The sequence below is a fragment of the Zwartia hollandica genome (assembly GCF_019923725.1).
Classification (GTDB): domain Bacteria; phylum Pseudomonadota; class Gammaproteobacteria; order Burkholderiales; family Burkholderiaceae_B; genus Zwartia; species Zwartia hollandica.
In genome coordinates, this window is sequence record NZ_JAHXRI010000010.1 from 497,421 (window position 1) to 519,994 (window position 22,574).

The 22,574-nt window shown below is 52.5% G+C and carries 19 protein-coding genes and 1 pseudogene; 3 read left to right on the forward strand and 17 right to left on the reverse strand.

Annotated features, from left to right (window positions below; all coding sequences use genetic code 11):
- Window positions 1–18: 18 nt before the first annotated feature.
- From KZZ10_RS13140 to ugpB, 8 genes are all read right to left on the reverse strand, one after another.
- Window positions 19–1,287, reverse strand: coding sequence for a TRAP transporter large permease (locus KZZ10_RS13140; protein ID WP_259661981.1), 1,269 nt, complete (start codon window positions 1,285–1,287; stop codon window positions 19–21).
- A complete protein-coding gene (locus KZZ10_RS13145; protein WP_259661982.1) occupies window positions 1,280–1,750 on the reverse strand; it encodes a TRAP transporter small permease in 471 nt (156 codons plus the stop codon). Before KZZ10_RS13145 ends, KZZ10_RS13140 begins: the two co-directional genes overlap by 8 nt.
- A 13-nt stretch (window positions 1,751–1,763) precedes the next feature.
- Window positions 1,764–2,759 carry a TRAP transporter substrate-binding protein gene (locus tag KZZ10_RS13150; protein ID WP_259661983.1) on the reverse strand — a complete coding sequence of 332 codons (996 nt, stop codon included), beginning with the start codon at window positions 2,757–2,759 and terminating at the stop codon, window positions 1,764–1,766.
- A 57-nt stretch (window positions 2,760–2,816) separates the two neighbouring features.
- Window positions 2,817–3,689: an amidohydrolase family protein gene (locus tag KZZ10_RS13155; RefSeq protein ID WP_259661984.1), complete on the reverse strand. Its 873-nt coding sequence runs from the start codon at window positions 3,687–3,689 to the stop codon at window positions 2,817–2,819.
- A gap of 172 nt (window positions 3,690–3,861) precedes the next feature.
- Window positions 3,862–4,869, reverse strand: coding sequence for a sn-glycerol-3-phosphate ABC transporter ATP-binding protein UgpC (gene ugpC / locus KZZ10_RS13160; protein ID WP_259661985.1), 1,008 nt, complete (start codon window positions 4,867–4,869; stop codon window positions 3,862–3,864).
- A 24-nt stretch (window positions 4,870–4,893) separates the two neighbouring features.
- On the reverse strand, window positions 4,894–5,748 hold the full coding sequence (ugpE, locus tag KZZ10_RS13165) for a sn-glycerol-3-phosphate ABC transporter permease UgpE (RefSeq protein WP_259662214.1): 855 nt from the start codon (window positions 5,746–5,748) through the stop codon (window positions 4,894–4,896).
- A gap of 2 nt (window positions 5,749–5,750) precedes the next feature.
- The gene (gene ugpA, locus KZZ10_RS13170) at window positions 5,751–6,635 is read right to left on the reverse strand and encodes a sn-glycerol-3-phosphate ABC transporter permease UgpA (protein WP_259661986.1); all 885 of its coding nucleotides are present in this window, start codon (window positions 6,633–6,635) and stop codon (window positions 5,751–5,753) included.
- A gap of 62 nt (window positions 6,636–6,697) precedes the next feature.
- Window positions 6,698–8,014 (reverse strand): sn-glycerol-3-phosphate ABC transporter substrate-binding protein UgpB, encoded by a 1,317-nt coding sequence (gene ugpB / locus KZZ10_RS13175; RefSeq protein WP_259661987.1) that lies wholly within the window; start codon window positions 8,012–8,014, stop codon window positions 6,698–6,700.
- A gap of 201 nt (window positions 8,015–8,215) precedes the next feature.
- On the opposite strand from ugpB, the pseudogene glpK reads away from it, so the two are divergent.
- Both glpK and KZZ10_RS13185 read left to right on the forward strand, forming a co-directional pair.
- A pseudogene (glpK, locus tag KZZ10_RS13180) lies at window positions 8,216–9,728 on the forward strand (glycerol kinase GlpK).
- Between the two features lie 33 nt (window positions 9,729–9,761).
- A complete protein-coding gene (locus KZZ10_RS13185) occupies window positions 9,762–11,390 on the forward strand; it encodes a glycerol-3-phosphate dehydrogenase/oxidase (protein ID WP_259661988.1) in 1,629 nt (542 codons plus the stop codon).
- Here the strand turns inward: KZZ10_RS13185 and KZZ10_RS13190 are convergent.
- Entirely contained in the window at window positions 11,387–12,985 is a 1,599-nt protein-coding gene (locus KZZ10_RS13190; RefSeq protein WP_259661989.1) for a GMC family oxidoreductase, read from the reverse strand. The genes KZZ10_RS13185 and KZZ10_RS13190 overlap by 4 nt on opposite strands.
- A complete protein-coding gene (locus KZZ10_RS13195) occupies window positions 12,985–13,782 on the reverse strand; it encodes a shikimate dehydrogenase family protein (protein ID WP_259661990.1) in 798 nt (265 codons plus the stop codon). The genes KZZ10_RS13190 and KZZ10_RS13195 overlap by 1 nt, the downstream gene beginning before the upstream one ends.
- A gap of 46 nt (window positions 13,783–13,828) precedes the next feature.
- Between KZZ10_RS13195 and KZZ10_RS13200 the strand changes: the two genes are divergently transcribed.
- Entirely contained in the window at window positions 13,829–14,716 is an 888-nt protein-coding gene (locus KZZ10_RS13200) for an alpha/beta fold hydrolase (protein WP_259661991.1), read from the forward strand.
- On the opposite strand, the gene KZZ10_RS13205 is transcribed toward KZZ10_RS13200, so the two are convergent.
- The 7 genes from KZZ10_RS13205 to lolA form a co-directional block, all read right to left on the reverse strand.
- The gene (locus KZZ10_RS13205; RefSeq protein ID WP_259661992.1) at window positions 14,713–15,783 is read right to left on the reverse strand and encodes a hypothetical protein; all 1,071 of its coding nucleotides are present in this window, start codon (window positions 15,781–15,783) and stop codon (window positions 14,713–14,715) included. The genes KZZ10_RS13200 and KZZ10_RS13205 overlap by 4 nt on opposite strands.
- A gap of 44 nt (window positions 15,784–15,827) precedes the next feature.
- Entirely contained in the window at window positions 15,828–16,733 is a 906-nt protein-coding gene (locus KZZ10_RS13210) for a DMT family transporter (protein WP_259661993.1), read from the reverse strand.
- A gap of 10 nt (window positions 16,734–16,743) precedes the next feature.
- Entirely contained in the window at window positions 16,744–18,084 is a 1,341-nt protein-coding gene (gene serS, locus KZZ10_RS13215; RefSeq protein WP_259661994.1) for a serine--tRNA ligase, read from the reverse strand.
- A 127-nt stretch (window positions 18,085–18,211) separates the two neighbouring features.
- Window positions 18,212–19,216 carry a cytochrome d ubiquinol oxidase subunit II gene (gene cydB / locus KZZ10_RS13220; protein WP_259661995.1) on the reverse strand — a complete coding sequence of 335 codons (1,005 nt, stop codon included), beginning with the start codon at window positions 19,214–19,216 and terminating at the stop codon, window positions 18,212–18,214.
- Window positions 19,213–20,640, reverse strand: coding sequence for a cytochrome ubiquinol oxidase subunit I (locus tag KZZ10_RS13225; protein ID WP_259661996.1), 1,428 nt, complete (start codon window positions 20,638–20,640; stop codon window positions 19,213–19,215). The genes cydB and KZZ10_RS13225 overlap by 4 nt, the downstream gene beginning before the upstream one ends.
- Before the next feature lie 3 nt (window positions 20,641–20,643).
- Complete coding sequence (locus tag KZZ10_RS13230) at window positions 20,644–21,960, reverse strand: replication-associated recombination protein A (RefSeq protein WP_259661997.1); 1,317 nt, start codon at window positions 21,958–21,960, stop codon at window positions 20,644–20,646.
- Window positions 21,957–22,565, reverse strand: a complete 609-nt coding sequence (lolA, locus tag KZZ10_RS13235; RefSeq protein WP_259662215.1) for an outer membrane lipoprotein periplasmic chaperone LolA — start codon at window positions 22,563–22,565, stop codon at window positions 21,957–21,959. Before lolA ends, KZZ10_RS13230 begins: the two co-directional genes overlap by 4 nt.
- Window positions 22,566–22,574: the final 9 nt, after the last annotated feature.

Consider the following 22,574-nt stretch of genomic DNA (forward strand, 5'->3'; position numbering starts at 1 on the left):
CTAATGCGGCAAGTTTATCTACTGAAATGCCAGCGAGAAACCTGGTACATAAGTCACCAACATCAGCACCACTAGCATGATGCCAACAAACGGCCAGATCTTGCTCGCCACATCGCTAAGCTTGAGTCCGCTAATGGCCATGCCTACAAACAAACAATAACCAATTGGTGGCGCTGCCATACCAATCGCAACGTTCGTGACAATAATCGTACCGAAGTGAATCGGATCAATCTGAAAGCTGTTGGCGATCGCGATTAGCAGCGGCCCCAACACCACCATGATCGCGATCTCGTCCATGACTGCAGCAAGCAAGAAAAATGCAATATTCAGGACCAGCAGCATGAGCCATTTTTCTTGAATGTTTGCAGTGAGCCACGCAGCGAGCTTCGGCGCAAGTTGCTCTTGGGCCACAAGAATTCCGAAGCCGGTCGAAAACATAATGATCGCCATCACGATCGAGGTAATTTTGAGTGAACGCCAAACGATTGGACCGATATCGGCAATTTTTAGACGCTTCTCAATAAACATGCCGACAAGAATCGCATAAACACAACTAACAACCGCCGCCTCGGTTGGAGTAAACACGCCGCCGTATATGCCTCCGAGTACGATCGCTGGTGCAAGAAGAGCCCAAATCCCATCTCGTAGCGCCTGGCGAATCTCAACAAAAGAAGCCCGACTTTGCACGGGAATCTTGTTGCGCCGAGCATAAATCCAACACACTGCAGACAGTCCAAGGGCCATGATCAAGCCAGGAACAATACCCGCGCTAAACAATCGCGAAATAGATTGCTCAGCAATCACACCCCAAATCACAAACGCAATCGAAGGTGGAATCAGCGGAGCCAGAATTCCCGCACTCACTGCAAGCGCGGTAGCAAAACCCTTGTCATAGCCTCGCGCAGCCATCGCCGGAATCATAATGGCGCCAATCGCAGCGGTCGTTGCGGGTGCGGACCCAGAAATCGCTGCAAACACTGTCGCGGCGACAACAGTGACGTGTCCGAGACCACCCGTGAGATGGCGCACAAACACATCTGCAACCTTGACGAGTCTTGCCGACAAACCGCCCGCAGTCATCAACTCACCGGCAAGCATAAAAAATGGGATTGCAAGCAGCGAAAAAGATTGCGTACCTGCGACCATACTCTGAGGCATCAGCATGGGCTCAATACCCGAAACCACTAAAGAGACGGCCACCACAATACCAATACCAAATGCAAACGGCACACCCAGCAGCATCAGCACGCCAAAGCCAGCCGACAATAACCAAGCTGTGCTACTCATTTAACGACTCCGCATGCGGCAATAAACGCTCAAATGAAAACAAGGCAAGCAACACGCCAAAAGCAGGCGCAAGCGCATAAAGGAGCTCAATTGGAAAACCAATGGCAGCAGAGGTGGCGCCCCGAGTCTCCACCATATACTGCCAGCCGTAAACTGCCAGGAAGACGCCAAGCGCACATAACATCAACGAAATCAAACGCTCAAGCGCCCACCGCAAAGAGGAAGGCAAGACGTTTAGCAACAAATCCATTCGCGCATGCGTCATGCGACGCACGCCGATAGCTGTCGCAATGACAACTACCCAGCCAAAGCCGAGAAGCGCTAATTCCTCGCTCCAGGAGAGAGGAATTCCAAACACATAACGCAAGAAGACCTGCGCCGCCAGCGCCAAAAGCATGAGCAGCACAACAACGACCGCTACATACTTGAGGAGCTTCTCTACCAAATCACAAAAGCGACGCATGAGTCAGTCCAGATTACTTCACTGCGTCGAGCGCTTGATTCATCAACGAATCACCAACAGTCTTGCGGGCTTTTTCGTAAATGGGTTGTACCGACTGACGGAACGCAGTCACATCACCTACGCTATTAACCGTCATACCCTTCTTTTGCAGGCCGGTTAACAAGTCCTTGACGTCGCTACCAGCGGCTTTACGCTGAGCAGCAGTCGCCACTTTTCCAGCTTCGATCACCGCTGCACGTTGCTCTGGCGTGAGCTTATCCATCGTACGCTTCGAGATAATGAGCTCGATCGCCGAATAGGTGTGATTCGTCAACGACAAGAACTTGGTGACCTCATACATCTTGCTGCTATCGATCACAGCAATCGGGATCTCAAGGCCATCAATCGTACCCTGCTGCACGGCTGTAAAAGTCTCACCCCAAGCCATTGGGATGGCAGCGCCACCCAGTGACGTAAACATGTCAATGAACAGTGGGTTCTGCATCACGCGATACTTAACGCCTTTCACATCAGCCGGCACGGTCACAGGCTTTTTGTTATTGATCATCTGACGGAAGCCACCTTCCATGTAACCAAGAACAATAATGTTCTTCTTAGCCAACATAGCGGCCAACTCACCACCCAGCTTTCCATCGAGTGCTTTCTGAGCCTGCGCTTCGTTGGAGTACAAGAAAGGTAGGTCATTAATTTGAAATGCCGGCTCAATCTGAGCAATCACCGCATTCGTGATGATCGCGACATCCACCGTGCCGAACCGCACGCCTTCCATGACTTGCTTTTCTTCACCGAGCTGGCGATTTGGGTACATCTGGACCTGAATAGAACCCTTAGACAGTTTTTCAACTGCTTCTTTGAATGCGCGAGCACCAACAGAGTAAGGGTCCGTAGGACTGTCAGGCGTCGTCCAGCCCATTTTCAAAACAGTTTGAGCACTCGAGATTGCAGGCATAGAAAACGCGCATACAGCCGAAACCAAGGCCGAGAGCGCGAGCATGTTGCGTCGTTTCATTGGGAAGTCTCCTAAATAGATAAAAACGATAAAGCACTAACGTGATGAAGTGAAAACTTAAGCAATAAATGTTGGAAAGTCATAGAGCACCTCAGGATTGCGCACCAGTATCTGTTGACGCAAGCCTTCTGTGGACAACCAATCGAATACGGCGTCGGCGATATCGCCGTCATTGGGCATAGGCGTAGGAATGTTTGGATGAGGCCAATCCGTTCCCCAAACCAAGCGATCCGTGCGAGTTGCCAACAGTGCATCCACGAAGGGGTGAATCGCTGCCCATTTGTTTGTAGCCTCCACCACCCGGTATGCGCCAGACAGCTTGACCCATGCCGTGCCCTCTTTTACTAATGCGCACATATTTTGGAACCCCGCATTGCGCACATCCGGTGTTGAGGGATGCCCAAAGTGGTCGAACACAACGGGCACACCCAGCTTTGCTGCCCAAGAGGGGATGCCCGGCTGCGCACTCACATCCACCAAAAACTGAATGTGCCAACCGAAGGGCTTGATCCGCTCGGCCAGCGCCTCCGCGTCGCTCAATTGATTTCCACCGGCAAACAGGATATTGACCCGTGCACCACGCGTCCCCGCTTTGTGCAGACGTTCAATTTCTGCTTCAGGGGTATCGGCTGCTAGCACGCCCACCGCGCGCAACCTGCCCGGATGCGCCTGCATGGTGTCGTAAAGCGTTCGGTGATCGTAACCATAGACGGACGGATGCACTAAGACCGCACGGTCAGCACCGATCGTATCGTTCATTTTCTCAAATGCGGCCCAGGGCGCAAGGCTCGGCGTATAAGAGCGATTCGCGGTGAAGGGATAGGTTTGGGGGTCTTCAAACACGTGGAAGTGACAGTCCACTGTCCCCCGGGGCAGCCTCTTCTTTGACGCCACCATGGGATCAAAGGGTAAATATTCAGATGTATTCATACTGCAAACCTTGTCGTCCTGACACCGCTTGGCAAGGCAGTTTGCTCGCGGTTTTGCTCTCGATTGCGCTAGACGATATCACAGGCACAACTCGCCGAATACCTGATTAAACCAAACAACCTTGAGGCCGAGTGCTCTATTGGGGTAATTGCCTACATCCGGGGCTGGCCGATCAAGCCAAGCGCCTACCCGTAGATGCGTCAAAACGGTGCGTACGATCAGTGCGCGGCTTAATTCGCACAGAGGCACCAACGGCGGGGCAAGCCTGGTCTTCGTGAATGCGCACAATCAACACATCCTGATTAAGTTGGCAATACACCAAGCGTTCAGCACCCAAGAGTTCAACAGCAACTACCTGCGCCTCCCAACCGTCGTTTGCAAAGTCCAGGTGCTCGGGACGAACACCCAAAATCGTTCCTGCATCAACACCTGGAACGTTTTTCAGTAAGTTCATGGGGGGCGACCCAATAAAGCTCGCAACAAACGTTGTCGCCGGCTTGCTGTACACCTCTTCAGGCGTGCCGAATTGTTCCATCACCCCAGCGTTCATCACAATCATGCGCTGCGCCAAGGTCATGGCCTCAACTTGATCGTGCGTGACAAATAACGAGGTAATGCCCAACTCTCTGTGCAATTTTTGAATTTCAAGACGAGTTTGTGCGCGCAACTTGGCATCCAAGTTAGACAAGGGCTCATCAAACAAAAACACTTGTGGTTGACGCACAATTGCCCGACCCATCGCCACGCGCTGACGCTGTCCTCCGGACAGCGCCCGGGGTTTGCGATCTAGATAAGGCATCAGCTCCAAAATTCCGGCGGCCTTCTCGACGCGCGCACGAATCTCTTCTTTAGGTACTCGCGCAATTTTCAAACCATAGGCCATATTGTCGAAGACGGACATATGCGGATAAAGCGCATAGTTCTGAAACACCATCGCAATATCACGCTCAGCGGGCTCAAGATTATTCACGACGCGGTCGCTGATAGAAATCGTGCCGTCTGTAATTTCCTCCAGCCCCGCAACCATTCGCAGCAAGGTCGATTTGCCACAACCAGATGGGCCAACAATCACGACAAACTCACCGTGCTCGACGTTCGCCGAAAGGTTATGAATGACCTGCACAAAGCTTTTAGGCGTGCCATAACGCTTAACGACGTTCTGAAATGAAATAGCAGCCATCTCAATATCCGCTTTTTATAGACATTATTTTTCCGAATCCACCAAACCCTTCACAAACCACTTTTGCATCAGGATCACAACAAGCGCTGGGGGTAACATTGCCAACATTGCCGTAGCCATCACCACATTCCACTCGGTGTAGGCGTCTCCAGAAATCAGGCGCCGTATCCCAAGGACCACCGGATACATATCTTCTTTTGTCGTCACCAGCAGCGGCCAAAGGTACTGATTCCAGCCATAAATAAACTGAATCACAAATAAGGCGGCGATACTGGTCCGCGATAAGGGCAAGAGAATGTCCCAAAAAAACCGCATGGGTCCCGCTCCATCCATGCGCGCCGCTTCGACCAACTCGTCAGGTACGGTCAGAAAGAACTGTCGAAACAAGAAGGTCGCCGTCGCTGACGCAATGAGAGGAATGGTCAAACCGGCGTAAGAATTCAGCATCCCGAGACTCGCCACCACGCCATACGTGGGTCCGATGCGGACCTCGACAGGCAACATGAGGGTGATGAAAATCATCCAGAAAATCAGGCCGCGCAAAGGGAAGCGAAAATAGACGATCGCGAAAGCCGAGAGAATCGAAATCGCAATCTTCCCAAAGCTAATTAACAACGCCGTGACCAGACTCACCCACATCATGGGCCAAGCAGGATTAATGCGCCCCCCAGCCTCTGTTGAGCCGCCGAAGAGCGCTAGACGATACGTCTCAAACGCATGATCACCTGGCAATAGTGACATCGGCGTATTCTGCACAATCTGCGCAGTGGTTTGTGTGGAGGCAATAATCGTGACATAAACAGGGAACGCTACGATCAACACCCCAAGTATCAGCACGAGATGCGAAAGAACTGTTAAGCCGGGTCGACGCTCAATCATGCTCATGCGTATTGGACCTTACGTTCAATAAATCGAAACTGCACAATTGTTAGACAAATTACGATAGCCATCAAAATGACCGATTGAGCAGCCGAACTTCCCATATCCATCGCCTTAAAGCCGTCGTAGTAAACCTTGTAAACTAGAATTGCCGTCGACTTACCGGGCCCACCGTGCGTGGTCGCATCAATAATGGCGAAGGTATCAAAAAAAGCATAGACCACATTAATCACTAACAAGAAAAATGTGGTGGGTGACAGCAACGGGAAGATAATCGTGCGGAAGCGGTACCAGGGCGTCGCCCCATCAATCGCAGCGGCCTCAATCAAAGAGCGTGGTATCGATTGCAGTCCCGCGAGAAAAAATAAAAAGTTATAAGAAATTTGTTTCCATACTGCGGCGACAACGATCAAGGTCATCGCATCGCGACCATCGAGCATGTGATTCCAATCCACACCGAACCAATGTAAGGCGAAGGATACGACTCCCATCGGAGAGGCAAAAATAAATACCCATAAGACACCAGCGACCGCCGGGGCAACGGCGTAGGGCCAAATCAAGAGGGTTTTATAAATATTGGCTGCGCGCAACACCCGGTCCGCCATGACAGCCAACAGCAAAGCTAGACTCAGGCCAACTACGGCCACTAATAGCGAGAAAATAGCGGTCGTTTGAAACGACTCAAGATACAGCGGATCGTTAAAGAGTCTGGAAAAGTTCTGCCAGCCTACGAATTGCCGAGACAGTCCAAACGCATCCTCTTCGAGGACACTTTGATACAAGGCCTGACCCGCGGGCCAAAAGAAGAAAATCAACACGATCGCCATCTGGGGTGCAACGAGCAGCCAAGGCAACCATCGAGATTTAAAGCGAACTTTTTTTTCCATCAGTTTCTACAAAAAAACGCGACGGGCCTGTTACGAAACCCGTCGCGCTGTTTCTGCTCACTTTAGCGGCTGTTGGCCTTCTCAAAACGCTCAAGCAACTCGTTGCCACGCTTCACGATTGCGTCCAACGCGTCTTTCGCAGCCTTTTTACCAGCCCAGACCTGTTCAAGTTCTTCGTCAATAATGGTACGGATCTGTACATGATTACCAAGACGAATACCTCGTGAGTTGTCTGTGGTTTTGCGAATCATCTGCGTGACCGACACATCGGTGCCAGGATTCTGCTTATAGAAACCTGATTTTTCGGTTAACTCAAACGAGGCAATCGTAAGCGGCAGATAGCCGGTCCGCTGGTGGCTCTTGGCGGCCTCTTCTGGACGAGATAGGAAGTCAAAGAACTGAGCGACACCCTTGTATTCGTCTGGCTTACGTCCTGCCATCACCCAGAGACTGGCACCACCAATCACGGTGTTCTGTGGCGCACCTTTTACATCAGCGTAGTAAGGCAAGGTCGATGTACCAAAGGCAAACTTCGCATTGCGCTTCAAGTTACCGTATAAGGCCGAAGAGCCCGTGGTCATCGCGCACTCACCTGATACAAAGACTGGGTCTGCTGCATTGGCACGACCTTTGTATACGAACAAACCGTCTTTGGCCATCTCCGACAAATTCTGAATATGGCGCACCTGCAAGGGTTCATTGACCTTTAGTCGCGCGTCCATGCCCTTCATGCCATTACCTTGCGTGGCAAACTCAGTGTTGTGCCAAGCGCTAAAACTTTCGAGCTGCGTCCAACTAACCCAGCTCGTTGTGTAAGGACACTTATGGCCGGAGGCCTTGAGCTTCTTGGCCGCCTCGATCACCTCAGGCCAAGTCACTGGTGGTTTTTCAGGATCCAGCCCGGCGGCCTTGAAGGCGTCTTTGTTGTACCAGAGAACCGTCGTTGAGCTGTTGAAGGGGAAGCTGAGCATTTGGCCGTTGGGTGCCGTGTAATAGCCAGCAACCGCTGGGACGTACGCGGCAGGGTCAAACTTTACGCCAGCCTTGCTCATGATGTCAGCCACGGGCACGATCGCGCCCTTGCTGGCCATCATCGTTGCGGTGCCAACTTCAAAGACCTGGAGAATATGGGGTGCATTACCGGCACGAAAAGCGGCAACCGCAGCAGTCATCGCCTCATCATAGGTGCCCTTAAACACAGGAACAACTTTGTAGTTTTTCTGACTTTCATTAAAATCCTTGGCGAGATCATTGATCCACTCGCCAAGCGCGCCACTCATGGCGTGCCACCACTGAATCTCAGTTTGCGCCTGTGCGGGCAATGCGGTCAGCGCGCCTAGCGTTATTGCGGCTGTCGCCGCGGCAAATTTCAGTTTCATACGATCTCCTTGATTGGCGTGCTCAGCCACGCGTTGTCGACTTTGGTAATTGAGGGTACCGTCTTGACTGTACCCGTTCGAGATGACAGCTTTATTTATCTTTTTGACATCTGTTTGTAACATTTGCCGACCCAAGTTTGAATTAGGGTCTGCCCTGTATTCGCCCGGCAGTTCCATTTTTTGTTTTAGGCGTCCCCGATCATGCAATACATCCTCGCGCTCGACCAAGGCACCACCAGTTCCAGGGCAATTCTATTCGATAGGCAAGGCCGTAGCGTCAAGACCGCTCAGAAAGAGTTTCGGCAGATATTTCCGCAGCCAGGTTGGGTCGAACACGACGCCAACGAAATCTGGCAGACACAACGGGAGGTAATGGAACAGGTTTTAGGGTTGAGCGATACCCCTGCCTTGGTGAACCAGGTTGCCGGTATCGCCATCACAAATCAACGCGAAACCACCGTTTTGTGGGATAGACGGACGGGCGAACCCGTTGCAAATGCAATCGTTTGGCAGGATCGCCGCACGGCCGACACGTGTGACACGATGCGTAAACAAGGCCACACACCGTTATTGCAGGAAAAAACAGGACTCGTGCTGGATGCCTATTTTTCCGCCACTAAATTAGCCTGGCTACTTGACCATACACCCGGCGCGCGCGCAAGCAGAGCGCGGTGATTTAGCCTTTGGCACGATCGACACCTGGCTCCTTTGGAAACTGACAGGGGGTAAGGTGCATGCCACCGACCCTAGTAATGCCTCTCGCACCTTACTATTTAACTTGCACACGCTGCAATGGGATGATGCGCTACTAAAGCTCTTCAATATTCCGCGGGCCTTGCTACCCGACGTGCGTCCAAGCGGCGGTCTCTTTGGCGAAACGGACCCCTCGCTTTTTGGTCGCGCCATGCCAATTACCGCCATCATTGGTGATCAACAAGCAGCCACCTTTGGTCAGGCCTGCTTCTCCCCTGGCATGGCAAAGAACACCTATGGCACCGGCTGTTTCATGCTGTTGAATACGGGTAGCACGCCTGTTGCGAGTGCAAACCGGTTGCTCACCACGGTGGGTTGGCAGCGTGCAGTCGAACCCAAGCTTGCACCAGAAGCAACATATTGTCTCGAAGCGTCGGTCTTTATGGGTGGTGCAACCATTCAGTGGCTGCGCGACGGCCTAAATATCATCGACTCGGCGGCACAGGTCGAGGGTTTGGCGCAAAGCGTCTCGGATGTCGGAGACACCTACCTCGTACCTGCCTTTACGGGACTTGGCGCACCACACTGGGACGGACACGCACGTGGCACGCTGGTTGGCATGACGCGCGGCACAACCAAAGCACATATCGCCCGTGCGGCGCTCGAAGCTATTGCACTACAAGTCGCTGACGTATTCGCTGCGATGCAAAAAGACTCCGGCATTACGCTTGCTGAATTGCGTGTCGACGGCGGGGCCTGCAAAAACAATTTGCTGATGCAAATACAGGCCGACTTTCTAGGCATCCCGGTTGTACGTCCAGCGATCACAGAAACCACTGCGCTAGGTGCAGCCTACCTTGCCGGACTCACAATTGGATTCTGGTCAAGCACCGAGCAGATTGCCTCGCAATGGCTGATAGATCGACGCTTTGAGCCGAGCGTGTCTGAAAGCGCACGTCAGGCGAAACTGGCCCGATGGCATCAGGCGGTGGAAAGGGCAAAAGGCTGGGCACAGGACTAAACTACGTAATCCCTGCAACAAAAAGACTACAACATGCACCAGCCCGAGTCTCTTCCCAAAAAAAACGGCCAGAGCAGTACACCGCTTGACGCGACGCGGGCAAATCTGCTTTCTTGCCTTTCAACAGACGCGCCCTACGATCTCGCGATCATTGGTGGTGGCGCAACTGGCCTCGGACTCGCGTTGGATGCAGCCTCACGTGGCTATTCTGTAGTCGTCATCGAAGCGACTGATTTCGCTCAAGGCACATCGTCGCGCTCGACCAAGCTTGTGCATGGCGGAGTGCGATACCTCGCACAGGGTAATGTCTCGCTGGTATACGAAGCCTTGCACGAACGTACAACGCTCTTGCATAACGCACCGCACCTGGCACAACCTCTTGCATTCGTGATGCCTTGCTACAAGTTTTGGGAGCAACCCTTTTATGGGGCAGGTCTCATCCTTTATGATGCACTAGCCGGACGCCGCAGCCTTGGACGCACACGCTTTCTGGGTAAAGCACACACATTGCAAGACCTGCCCAACTTAAATACACGCGACCTAAAAGGTTCTGTTAAGTACTGGGATGGGCAGTTTGATGACGCCCGACTCGCCATCGCACTCGGACGTACGGCCGCGCAACACGGCGCGCTCCTGCTTAACTATTGTGAAGCTGTTGCGCTCACCCATACCGATGGCTGCGTTTCTGGTCTCGTGATCCGCGATGTTGAGACGAATGAAGAACATAGCATTCGAGCGAACTGCGTTGTGAATGCCGCCGGCGTGTGGGTCGATGCCCTACGTGATTTAGATGCGCAGGCAAGCAACACGCGTCATTCGAACATCGTGGCACCGAGTCAGGGTGTACATATTGTTGTCGATCGCGAGTTTTTGCCAGGGGATCATGCACTCATCGTCCCGCACACGGCTGATGGTCGCGTGTTGTTCGCTGTGCCATGGCTTGGCAAAGTGATTATCGGGACAACGGACACGCCACGTCAGGACTTAAGTCGAGAACCGACCCCGTTTAAGGAAGAGCTGGAGTTCATTCTTCGCGAGTCAGCCCGTTACCTTAAGCGTGCCCCGCAACGCGCAGACATCAAGAGCATCTGGGTCGGCTTGAGGCCTCTGGTCAAACCACCTGAGGATGACAGCGGAAATACCAAGAAGATCAGTCGCGAACATACCGTGCTGATCAGCAAAAGCAAGCTCGTTACTGTGACGGGAGGAAAATGGACAACCTACCGTGCGATGGCAGAAGATGTCTTGGCTCAGTGCACAAAGGCCTCTTTACTACCCAAACGCGCAAACTGCCAAACTGAAGATCTTCAACTGGTCGGCGCGCAATCGGGTCACGTTGTCACTCATTCCATGAACGCAGCACCTAGTGTTGCGGCTTATGGAGACGAGGCAGCTTATGTCGAAACCTTACCCGGCGCACAACGCGTGCTTGGTGGCGGACTCACCGAGGCCATGGTTCGCTTCGCCGTTAGACATGAGTATGCTCGAACCGTAGAAGACGTTCTAGCTCGCCGTTCGCGCTTACTATTTTTGGACGCGGAGCTCGCCTCGACCCTTGCGCAAGCGGTGGGTGAAATCGTTACAGAGGAAACAGGGCGCGACGCTGGAGTGGCTGCGTTCAAGGAGCTCGCGCAGCACTACCGCACGTTGCCCGATGCCTAAGACGCCAGCGCATCCTCAAGAATCATCTCTGCGCCCTTTTCTGCAATCATCATCACCGGCCCCTGCGTGTTACCTGAGACCATCGCTGGCATAACTGAGGCGTCAACGACCCTAAGTCCACTCAGTCCTTTAAATCGCAAGCGCACGTCTACAACAGCATTAGCATCGCTACCCATACGACAGGTGGCCACGGGGTGATAGGTAGTTTGTCCGTTGTTTCGCGCGAAGTCTAGCCATTGCGCATCTGTTTGCACAGAATCGCCAGGGCTCATCTCAAAATCGATATAAGACTTCAGTGCATCACGACCCATGATACGTCGTGCGATGCGCATACCATCGATAAGAGACTGCTGGTCTGTGCTGTTCGCAAGAAAATTCGGTCGTATTGACGGCCCAACCATCGGATCTGCAGACTTGATATGGATGCTACCTTGCGAGGTCGGACGAATGCCAGACACACCCATCGTCATACCCGGCGCACTATCTAGCTTACGTATCGCCGCATTCGCATAGCTCGCATGCATAAAGAAATATTGCACATCTGGCGTCGCAATCTCTGGGCGCGTCTTGACAAAGCCTCGCACCAGCCCGGTTCCTAGGGTCAGTATCCCTTTGCGTTGTAAAAAGTACTGCAGCGCAGCGACACCGACACGCCAGCCTTGCGCAAGCTCATTGAGTGTCTGCGTATTTTTGACACGCCAATTCATGCGGGTTGCAAAGTGATCGATATAGTTTTCACCAACTCGGGGAGAGGCATGTAGGCAAGTAATCCCGAACTTTTGCAATACGGACGGATCACCGATTCCCGATAGCTCTAAAATTTGAGGCGTCTGAACTGCACCTGCAGCCATGATGACCTCTCGGCTAGCCGCTACTTCATGCATGCCGTCTTGCTGCAAATACGCAACCCCGCTGCAGCGCTCTTGGGTGAGTAATACTTTAGTGACCTGCGCGCCGGTTCGGACGGTTAAATTTTTACGATGACGAACAGGTTGCAGATAGCCGTCTGCCGCACTCCAGCGTTGGCCACCTTTTTGCGCAACTTGATAGTAGCCAAAACCGTCTTGATCAACACTGTTGTAATCATCCGTCAGTTTTTGGCCGTCCTGAGCGGCCGCCTGTAGCACCGCCTCAGCGATAGGAAAACGTTCGCTCACATGATGAATATGCATCGGCCCAGACTTACCCCGATGCGCGCCCCCAGGCATATAGGTTTCGATTTTTTTAAAGTAGGGCATGACCTCTTTTGCCGACCATCCGTGCGCACCTAGCGACGCCCAGTGATCATAATCTTCAGGCTGACCATGCACATAAATCATGCCATTGATCAAGCTCGATCCACCCAAACCTTTTCCGCGAGGAATCGCGATCTTACGGCCGTAAACATTATCCTCTGGCTCGGTCTCGAAGCGCCAGTTGTAGATTGGATCATTCAATAGTTTCGTAAAGCCAGCAGGGATATTGATCCACATGCTCTTAGGCTCTCCGCCGGCCTCCAGCATCAGAACCGAGTACTTGCCACTTTCTGTCAAGCGATTAGCAAGTACGCAAGCGGCCGTACCGCCACCAACGATCACATAGTCAAACGTTTCCATTACTTTGCGACTCCCATAAAATCCGCCATCATTTCAATCTGACACTCAAGCATCGGAAGACCATACTGTATTCGACAACCCTTGGCCTGAGCGAATTCAAGCAATGGGGTTAACGCAGGTGTCATGATGATTTCCGCAACAATTTGATTGGGCTGCAGACGCGAAACATCAAACGCAAACGCATCTCCAGTTTTCATGCCCAAAGACGTTGCATTGATCACGAGGTCGGCATGCATTGGATCTTGAGATCCGAGCGCAGTCTCGACTTGTGGAAACAGTTTCTGGATACCTTGAAGAATCTGCTGCGCTGCCGCTTGTGTTCGGTTATGAATCGACAGCTTTCGAATTCCAGCCTGCGCGAGAGCAAACGCAATAGCGCGAGCCGCTCCGCCTGCACCGCACAGGAATACTGCCAGCCCCTCTGGATTGAACCCGCTTTGACGCAACCCCTCGACAAAGCCTTTGCCATCCAAGATATCACCCGCTAGTGTTCCGTCTGGTTCACGTCGCACAATGTTGACCGCACCTACCGCGCGTGCCTCTGGGGTCACGACGTCACAAAGTTCGACCATACCTGTCTTATGCGGCACCGTGACAACCATGCCACCAAAATTACGCAGACTGCGAAGCGCCTGAACGAGGTCTGACAAACCTTCAGGAGGAACGTGCAACGGCACGAGAACACCATCGGTACCACGGCGATCAAACACCTTGCGCATCGTTTGCGGCGTCTTAACTTGCGCGACCGGGTCTGCCACAATCCCATAGAGTCGCGTATTACCGGTAATTTCGATCATAATGTCTCACCATCAACATCTCGTTCGTGTTTTGAGTAGTGTACCCATGAACCGATTTCAACAACTGCTGGGCATACTTGGCTTAGTCTTATGCCCCTTTCTTTTGTGGGCAGCGCCTGTGCAGCACCATACATTCAAAACCTCTGACGGGGTACGGCTACATTACCTTGAAGCCGGTACTGGCCCTCAAACTATTGTCTTTATCCCCGGCTGGCTCATGCCAGCGGCAGTCTTCGAACAACAGCTCATAGGGCTATCTAAGCAATATCGTGTCTTGGCGCTAGATCCACGCTCGCAAGGGCTATCCGAACTAACCAAACTTTCGCATGCTCCGACACGCCGCATCAAAGACATGGACGAATTTATAAAATTCGCAAAGATCAAAGAGTACATCTTGGCGGGGTGGTCGCTTGCCGTACTTGAGTCCTTGGACTATGTCGCTAATTACGCACCGAAAGACCTGCGCGGACTGATACTGATCGACAACTCAGTCGGAGAAGGACGTCCTCCAGCAGGCCGAAAGTCCAACTTTCAACAAACGATGAACGATCCTAAGAAGCGCGAGCAATATATGCGTACGTTTAGTCAGGACATTTATCGTCAAACACCCCCTCCCCTTATCGCGCAAGCGGTGTTGGATTCAGCACTACGTGCACCGGCAAACGTGGCGATCCAGTTACTAAACCAACCGTATCCAAGGGAGTATTGGCGCGAAACACTCGAGAAACAAAAGATCCCTGTGCTCTTTGCCGTGCGACCCTGGCTCAAAGAACAGGCCGATGCTCTTGAGCGTAAGCGTGCGCCGGAACTCATCACAATCGCTATGTTTGAACAAGCGGGCCACGCTTTGTTTGTGGATGAGCCTGAAACCTTTAATCAGGCTGTTCTCAGCTTTAGCAAACGCGCTTTCGCTCAACCGCGCAACAATCCCTAACGCCTAACAATCTGAACGCTACGACGCTCTGTCGTCTTGTTGTAGCTAAACGCGAAGGGCAAGGGCTTGACGTCTTTGGACTCCCTGTAGGCTTGCGCAAGAGATTCTTGTTTTTTGCGATTGAATAGCTCATGCGGGTACAGGAAGCCACCATACAAATCGACTGGGCCAATTTGAGCAAGGTTGGTGTAATTCAACCCAGTCTCATCTTGCACAACCATCGGAGCGTTTTCGACCAAGATGTCTCTTAAGACCGAAAAATATGTTTCTTGCAGCAAATGCGACGCGGCCTTTAACAGAACGGGATGACGCGATTCACGCGCAAGCCATGCTCTGGTCGAAGCGCTTTGGCTGAGTGCACCATCAGATAAATCCAAACTGACATAATCGAGCACGACCGGTTTACCCGCTTTACTCAGCTCCAAGCGCACTGATTTCCAAGGTCCATTCGCTTTGACGTAATCGCCCGAGGCCTCATCGAAGACGATTGGATATACAGCCTTGACGTCGTACCCAGAGTACAGCGCGAAGGTGATCAAAATGGTGGTCACACCGATCTGCGCGTGTTTGTCGCGTAAATCTTCATTCAGGTCATCCGTACGAAAAAACGCCAGGCGGCTGAACTTCATCCACTCGCGCATAAACTTTGCCTGAAAGCTCTGCAGACGTACGCTCGACATATTTGCGACATCAGCAGGCTCGCCAGCCGCCTGCATCGCAACCATCACAAAACGGTCTGCCTGAGGAAACAAGTGTGACACTGTCACAAAATCTGGGCCGGAGAAAGGATAGAAAACAGTGCCACCAGGTGGGCGTCGGATTTCGGTCTTTGCCCATTCAGACATCGGTTGACCAATAGACTTCTGATAATAGTCCCAGGCACCATCGGCCTGCGCTTTTGAGCCTGCACCGAAAAACGGGATCGCGGCATTCGCTTGTGCTCCAGCGGCTAGGTAAGTCCCCTGCACCGCTTGTGCGTGCGCCAAGCGGTCCGAGATCGCGGTCAAGGCGAGAGCAGCCGTCAACCCAACTGTTACTTGCAACACGCTACGCAGGAGTCGCTTCATTTCTCTTTCACCTTAATCATTCAAGTTATTACCAACCATAAGCGCTATTTTTTAGCGCTCACAGTCGCCTCACTACGGTTCGAAAGCACAATGCCCAATACGATCAACGCTAGGCCAATTAAATGATAGATTTGCGGAAACTCACCTAACAACAACACAGCTAGAATTGCCGCAAAGACTGGCGTTAAGTTCAAAAAAAACATGGGCAGTTGCGAGCCAGTGAGCGCAACGGCACGTTGCCAGCAGATGTAGGCCAACAAAGCCGGACCAAGCGCAACATACACCACCATGCCCAACGTGTGCCCGTCCCACTGGATCGGAGCATAGCCCCCCCAGAGCACCTCAGCCAACACCATGGGTACCGCAAAAACAAGACCCCATAACATTTGTAATGCGAGCACACTATAGCCGGACATGGACTTGGGCCGCTCACGCAGCAGCCAGGTGTAGATGCTCCAGAGTGCGATTGCGAACAACATGAACAAATCGCCCGACACAAAGGCCACTTGGGTCAGGTTTTGAATCTCACCTCGCACTAAAACCCAGGCAACACCTAGAATTGAAAGCACCGCGCCTAATGCCGCCGACCGACCGATATGCGCCGAAAAAAATGCACGTCCGACCAACAACGTAAAAATAGGGCCCGCCGCCGTGATCAAAGCAATATTGATCGGGCTTGACGTAATAAGGGCTAAATACTGCAGTGCGTTGTAGCAGGTTGTACTTAAAAACCCAGTCGCAGCAAAGAGCTTCCAATGCTGGCGGCCGGTTGACCAGTCCACCTTCAGTTGTGTCAAGATAAACGGCAGCAATACGAGCAGCGCAACGACCCAGCGCAAAAAATTTAGGGTCAGCGGTGGTATAGCACCTGCTGCCATACGACCCACAATGGCATTGCTTGCCCACATCAAAGGTGGCACAGTCAACACCAGTAAGGTCGTCGCGCGCATGATTGGCGAGTCAGCCCGCTTGCAATACGCTGAGGCCACCCATGTAGGGACGCAGCACTTCAGGAATCACGATACTGCCATCAGCCTGCTGGAAGTTCTCAAGCACCGCTACAAGCGCACGTCCCACGGCAAGACCAGAACCATTGAGTGTATGCACGAACTCCGTCTTACCGGCAGGGGTGCGTGTGCGTGCCTGCATTCGACGAGCCTGAAAACTTTCGCAATTTGAAACCGAGGAAATCTCACGCCAAGTATTTTGTGCAGGCAACCAAACTTCAAGATCGTAAGTCTTGGTCGCACCAAAACCCATATCACCGGTGCACAGCAACATGACACGATACGGCAAGCCTAAGAGTTGTAGAACTTTTTCGGCGTGTCCCGCCATGTCTTCGAGCGCTTGATAGGAGGTCTCAGGCGCGACGATTTGCACCATTTCGACTTTATCGAACTGATGCTGGCGAATCAAACCGCGCGTATCACGTCCACCACTGCCAGCCTCGGAACGAAAACAAGGAGTGTGTGCTGTCATTCGCAAGGGAAGGTCAGCCGGTGGAACGATCGTATCCCGCACGAAACTTGTCAGGGTGATTTCCGAAGTTGAAATTAAGTACTGCTCTTCACGCGCCACCACATTGCCCTGCTCGTCTACGGACGGTTCATCTCCGCCTCGAGTGACCCAGAACATATCGTTTTTAAACTTGGGCAACTGCCCTGTGCCCATCAAGGTCGAAGCATTCACGATGTAGGGGGTGTAACACTCGGTATAACCATGCGCCCCCGTTTGAAGATCGAGCATGAATTGCGCTAAGGCGCGATGCAAACGCGCAACGGGGCCTCGCATAAAACTAAATCTCGCACCAGAGAGCTTTGCTGCAGTGTCGAAATCCAAACCGATTTTTTCACCGAGCGTGACATGATCCAGAGGTTCGAAGGCCAAACGCTGCGGATCTCCGGAGGCGTCCGGTAGTGGCACCCAACGACGGACTTCAATGTTGCCTTCGCTATCCACACCTTGTGGAACGCTCTCGTGCGGTAAGTTAGGAATCGCCATCAACATATCGGACAGCTGCGACTGTATCTCGGCAAGCTCCAACTCTAGGGCCTTGAGCTTGCCCGGTATGGATTGCGACTCCGCCAGCACGGCCGAAGCGTCCTCACCCCGTGACTTCAACGCGCCAATTTGTTTAGCCAGCGCATTACGTTGCGCTTGTAAGTTTTCGGTATCGGTTTGAACCGACTTGCGACGAGCCTCCAGCCCATTGAACTGATCCAACGGAAATGCGAAGCCACGCGCCGCCAAGCGACTGACGACGACAGCCAAATCTTTACGTAACAAAGCGGGGTCAAGCATGATTTTTAAGGGGTTAAGGCTAATGAAGCCAGTATTGTAAACGGCGCAGCAGCCAGGCAACGCTAGCGAGGCAAGCGACACTTGCCACCCAAATTAGCAGAAACCAAAGCCATCGTTTCATAGGGATCTAGTGGTAATGATGCTTTGCTTGGACCTTGCCGCGAAAAACCCAGTATGCATAGCCGGTATAGACCAAAATGACAGGGATCAGGACAAGCGCACCGACCAACAAGAATCGCAGGCTGTTATCGGGAGCAGCGGCCTGCCAAAGTGTCAGCGAAGACGGAACGATGTAGGGAAAAAAGCTAATTAAGAGACCGATATAAGACAATGCAAAGAGCCCTTGTGCAGCTAAGAAAGGCATTAATTCGGACTTATCTGCCAAACCCTTAAATAAAGCGTAGGCGCACACCAAAACCAAAAGAGGGACAGGGGCAACGAAAGCCATCGCTGGCCAGGCAAACCACTTTTGCATAAAGTGTTCATGCATAAATGGCGTCAGCAAACTCACCACACCAATCATGCACAACAAGGCCAATCCCAAGCCGAACGCCGCCTTTCTAGCAATCCGAGCGACCTCACCCTCTGTTTTTAAAATAAGCCATGTTGCACCGAGTAAGGCATAGCCGATCACAAGCGCCAAACCTGTGAGCAAGCTAAAGGGGGTTAACCAATCCCACCAGCCTCCGGCGTATGCTCTATTCTCGACGGGAATGCCTTGGACGAGCGCGCCAAGCGCAACGCCTTGAGCAAACGTTGCGACGGTGGATCCTCCTGCGAAAGCCCAATCCCAAAGATACTTACGCGCGTGGCTCTTCCATCTAAATTCAAAAGCGACTCCACGAAATACAAGCGCAAGCAACATGATGATGATGGGTGCATACAAAGCCGGCATAATCACTGCGTAAGCGAGAGGGAAAACTGCAAAGAGCCCTCCTCCCCCTAAGACGAGCCACGTTTCGTTACCGTCCCACACGGGCGCAACGGTATTCATCATCTGATCGCGGCTTTCTTCACTACGACCCCACGGAAACAAAATGCCAATTCCGAGGTCAAAACCATCGAGAACGATATAAGCCAAGACTGCGAAAGCAATCAAGCCGGCCCAAACAAGCGGGAGATCGATCGTCATACCTGACCTCCTGAACCGGAGTGCCCCGCGACACCGGTGCGGGCACCCGCCAGTCCAGCCGCACGCATGGGCTCCTGCACAGATAACGCGGGATCTGACATAGACGGCGGATTCGCCATTTGCCTAAGCATGTAATAGACACCCGCACCAAACAAAGAGAAATAAACTACGACAAACGCCAGCAAGGAAAATGCAATTGCCGTTGCATCAATAGGAGACGCGGAGTCAGCCGTGCGCAGCAGGTTATAGACCGTATAGGGCTGGCGCCCGACTTCAGTGACTGTCCAGCCCGCGAGCACGGCAACAAATCCCGAAGGACCCATCCATAAAGCTGCACGATGCATCAGTGGCGTGTCATACAACCGACCTTTGTAACGCAGCCATAAACTCCAAAGACCGAGCAAACACATCAGCGTACCGATACCCACCATTACTCGGAACGCATAAAACACAATACCCATCGGAGGCTGCTCATCAGCGGGCCAACTGTCCATGCCGCGGATCTCACCATCAAGGGTATGCGTCAAAATCAAGCTCCCCAAATACGGAATCTGCACCACGCAATCCATCCGTCTCTCCTTGGCATTAGGCACACCAAACAGAATCAGTGGCGCCCCCTTGACGGTCTCATAGTGGCCTTCCATTGCTGCAATTTTGCGCGGCTGATGTTCAAGCGTATTGAGGCCATGGGCATCGCCCGCCGCAATCTGTATCGGCGCGACGATTGCCGCCATCCATAGGGCCATAGAAAACATCACAGCGGTTCCAGAGCCTTTAACACGCTCACTCTTTTGGCGCAGCAAATGGTAGGCGGCAACCCCGCCCACCACAAAAGCCGTGGTGAGATAGGCCGCTAGCAACATGTGCACTAAGCGATAGGGAAACGAGGGATTAAAGATAACCGCCCACCAGTCCACAACAATGAACTGCCCAACATCATTCATTGCATAGCCAGCCGGTGTTTGCATCCAACTATTGACTGACAGAATCCAAAAGGCAGACATGAAGGTACCGAGTGCCACCATGGCAGTGGCAAAGCAATGCAACTTTGGCCCAACACGCTCACGGCCAAATAACATCACACCAAGAAATCCAGCCTCAAGGAAAAATGCCGACATCACCTCGTAGCCCATTAGTGGCCCAAGAACGGGACCCGTCTTCTCGGCAAATACGCTCCAATTCGTGCCGAACTCATAGCTCATGACTATTCCCGACACGACACCCATACCAAACGCAATGGCAAATATTTTCTTCCAATAGTTAAACAGCATGAGGTAGACGGGCCGCCCCGTCATCAAGTGCAAGCCATTAAGCACAGCCAGATAGCTTGCCAACCCGATCGAGAAGGAGGGGAAGATAATGTGAAAACTGACGGTAAACGCAAATTGAATACGGGCTAACGTCAGCGCATCAATCCATTCCATTTTTTAGTCCTTTGACTGTTTGCGCGCTTGCGCATCGAGCTCACGCAAACGCGCAAGCTTTTCAGCGATTTTCCCTTCAAGCCCACGAGGCGTAGGCACATACCACCCCGGTTCACGCATGCCGTCAGGCAGATAGGACTCGCCAGCTGCGTAAGCTTCAGGCTCGTCGTGTGCGTAACGATAGGCGTGCCCGTGTCCAAGTTCCTTCATCAGCTTAGTCGGCGCATTACGCAAATGAATCGGCACAGTGCGTGAACTATCACTCTTAATATAGGCGACCGCTTGGTTATAGGCCATATAACCCGCATTACTTTTAGGCGCGACAGCGAGATAGAGCACAGCTTGGGCCAAAGCAAGCTCACCCTCAGGGGATCCTAGTCTTTCATAAGTCGATGCGGCATCATTCGCAATTTGCATCGCCCGAGGGTCTGCTAATCCGATATCTTCCCATGCCATACGTACGATCCGTCGCGACAGATACTTTGGATCAGCACCGCCATCCAACATACGCGTCAGCCAATACAGAGCTCCATCAGGGCTAGAGCCACGCACCGATTTATGCAGAGCCGAAATCTGATCATAAAAATTATCGCCCCCTTTATCGAAGCGCCGTGCATTCATACTTAGCGCGTTTTCGACCAAGGCGCTATCCACGAGTGTCTGTCCTGCATTTTGTGCGGCGACACTTGCTTGCTCTAATAAGCTCAGAAAACGGCGCGCATCACCGTCCGCATAACCAATCAAGGTGTCAAGTGCGACCTCTTCGAATTGCAGGTCACGCAATACCGTGGCTTGGGCGCGCGATAAGAGTTCGCGCAACTCATTCTCATTGAGTGACTGCAGCACATAAACCTGCGCGCGGGACAATAACGCTGCATTCACTTCGAAAGACGGGTTTTCCGTCGTTGCACCGATAAACGTCACAAGACCCGACTCTACGAAAGGCAACAGGGCGTCTTGCTGTGCTTTGTTAAAACGATGGATTTCATCAACAAATAAAAGTGTGCGGCGCTGATACTGCTCGAGCGTCATTTGTGCTTCATCCATGGCAGCACGTATATCTTTGACTCCCGCGAACACTGCAGAAATCGCAATAAATGCGCAATCAAAGGCCTGCGCAGTCAAGCGCGCGAGCGTTGTTTTCCCCACACCGGGTGGGCCCCACAAAATCATGGAATGCGGGCGCCCAGATTCGAACGCAATACGCAAGGGCTTGCCGGGCCCGAGTAAGTGGCTCTGCCCCACTACCTCGTCTAAGGTTGTAGGACGCAACGCCTCAGCAAGTGGGGGGATAGGCTTGGCTTTAAATAAATCCGTCATTGCATACGCACGACATCAGCGCCGGGGGGTGGCACAAATTTAAAAGCGTCTGACGCCAAGCCTGGGTTACGTACCAAGCCAGAAAGCTTGACATGTGTTGTCTGGCCAAACGCGTCAAGCAAAATGATATGCGCGGGGAGCCCCCCCTGAAAGCCGATGTCTACGTGGACAAATCCTGCATCACCCGTGCGAGGTAAGGCGCGCAACCACGCCAAACCATCCTTGTCAGGCAAGACGGAAACCTTGAAAGCCTGATCCAAAGCGCCGGAACCGAACAAGATCGCCGCGGGCGAAGCACCGATTGCCTGGTCGACTTTACGCACACTGACTTGATTAAGATCTGGATCAAATTGATACATCTCTTGACCGTCAGAGACGATCTGCTGCGCGTAAGGTTTTAGAACTTCCCAATTAAACTGCCCCGGACGCTTAAAAGAAAAACGCCCTGTTTGTGCGGGCTTTGTTTGGCCTTGCGGACCCACTGTAAACTGAGAGAAGCTACCCCTGGCCGATTGAACCGCCTGAACAAAACTACTCAATTGGTCTGACGCTGTTTGTGCTTGCAATGTTGTTGAACAACAGCCCAAGCCCAGAGCGAACGACATGAAATAAAA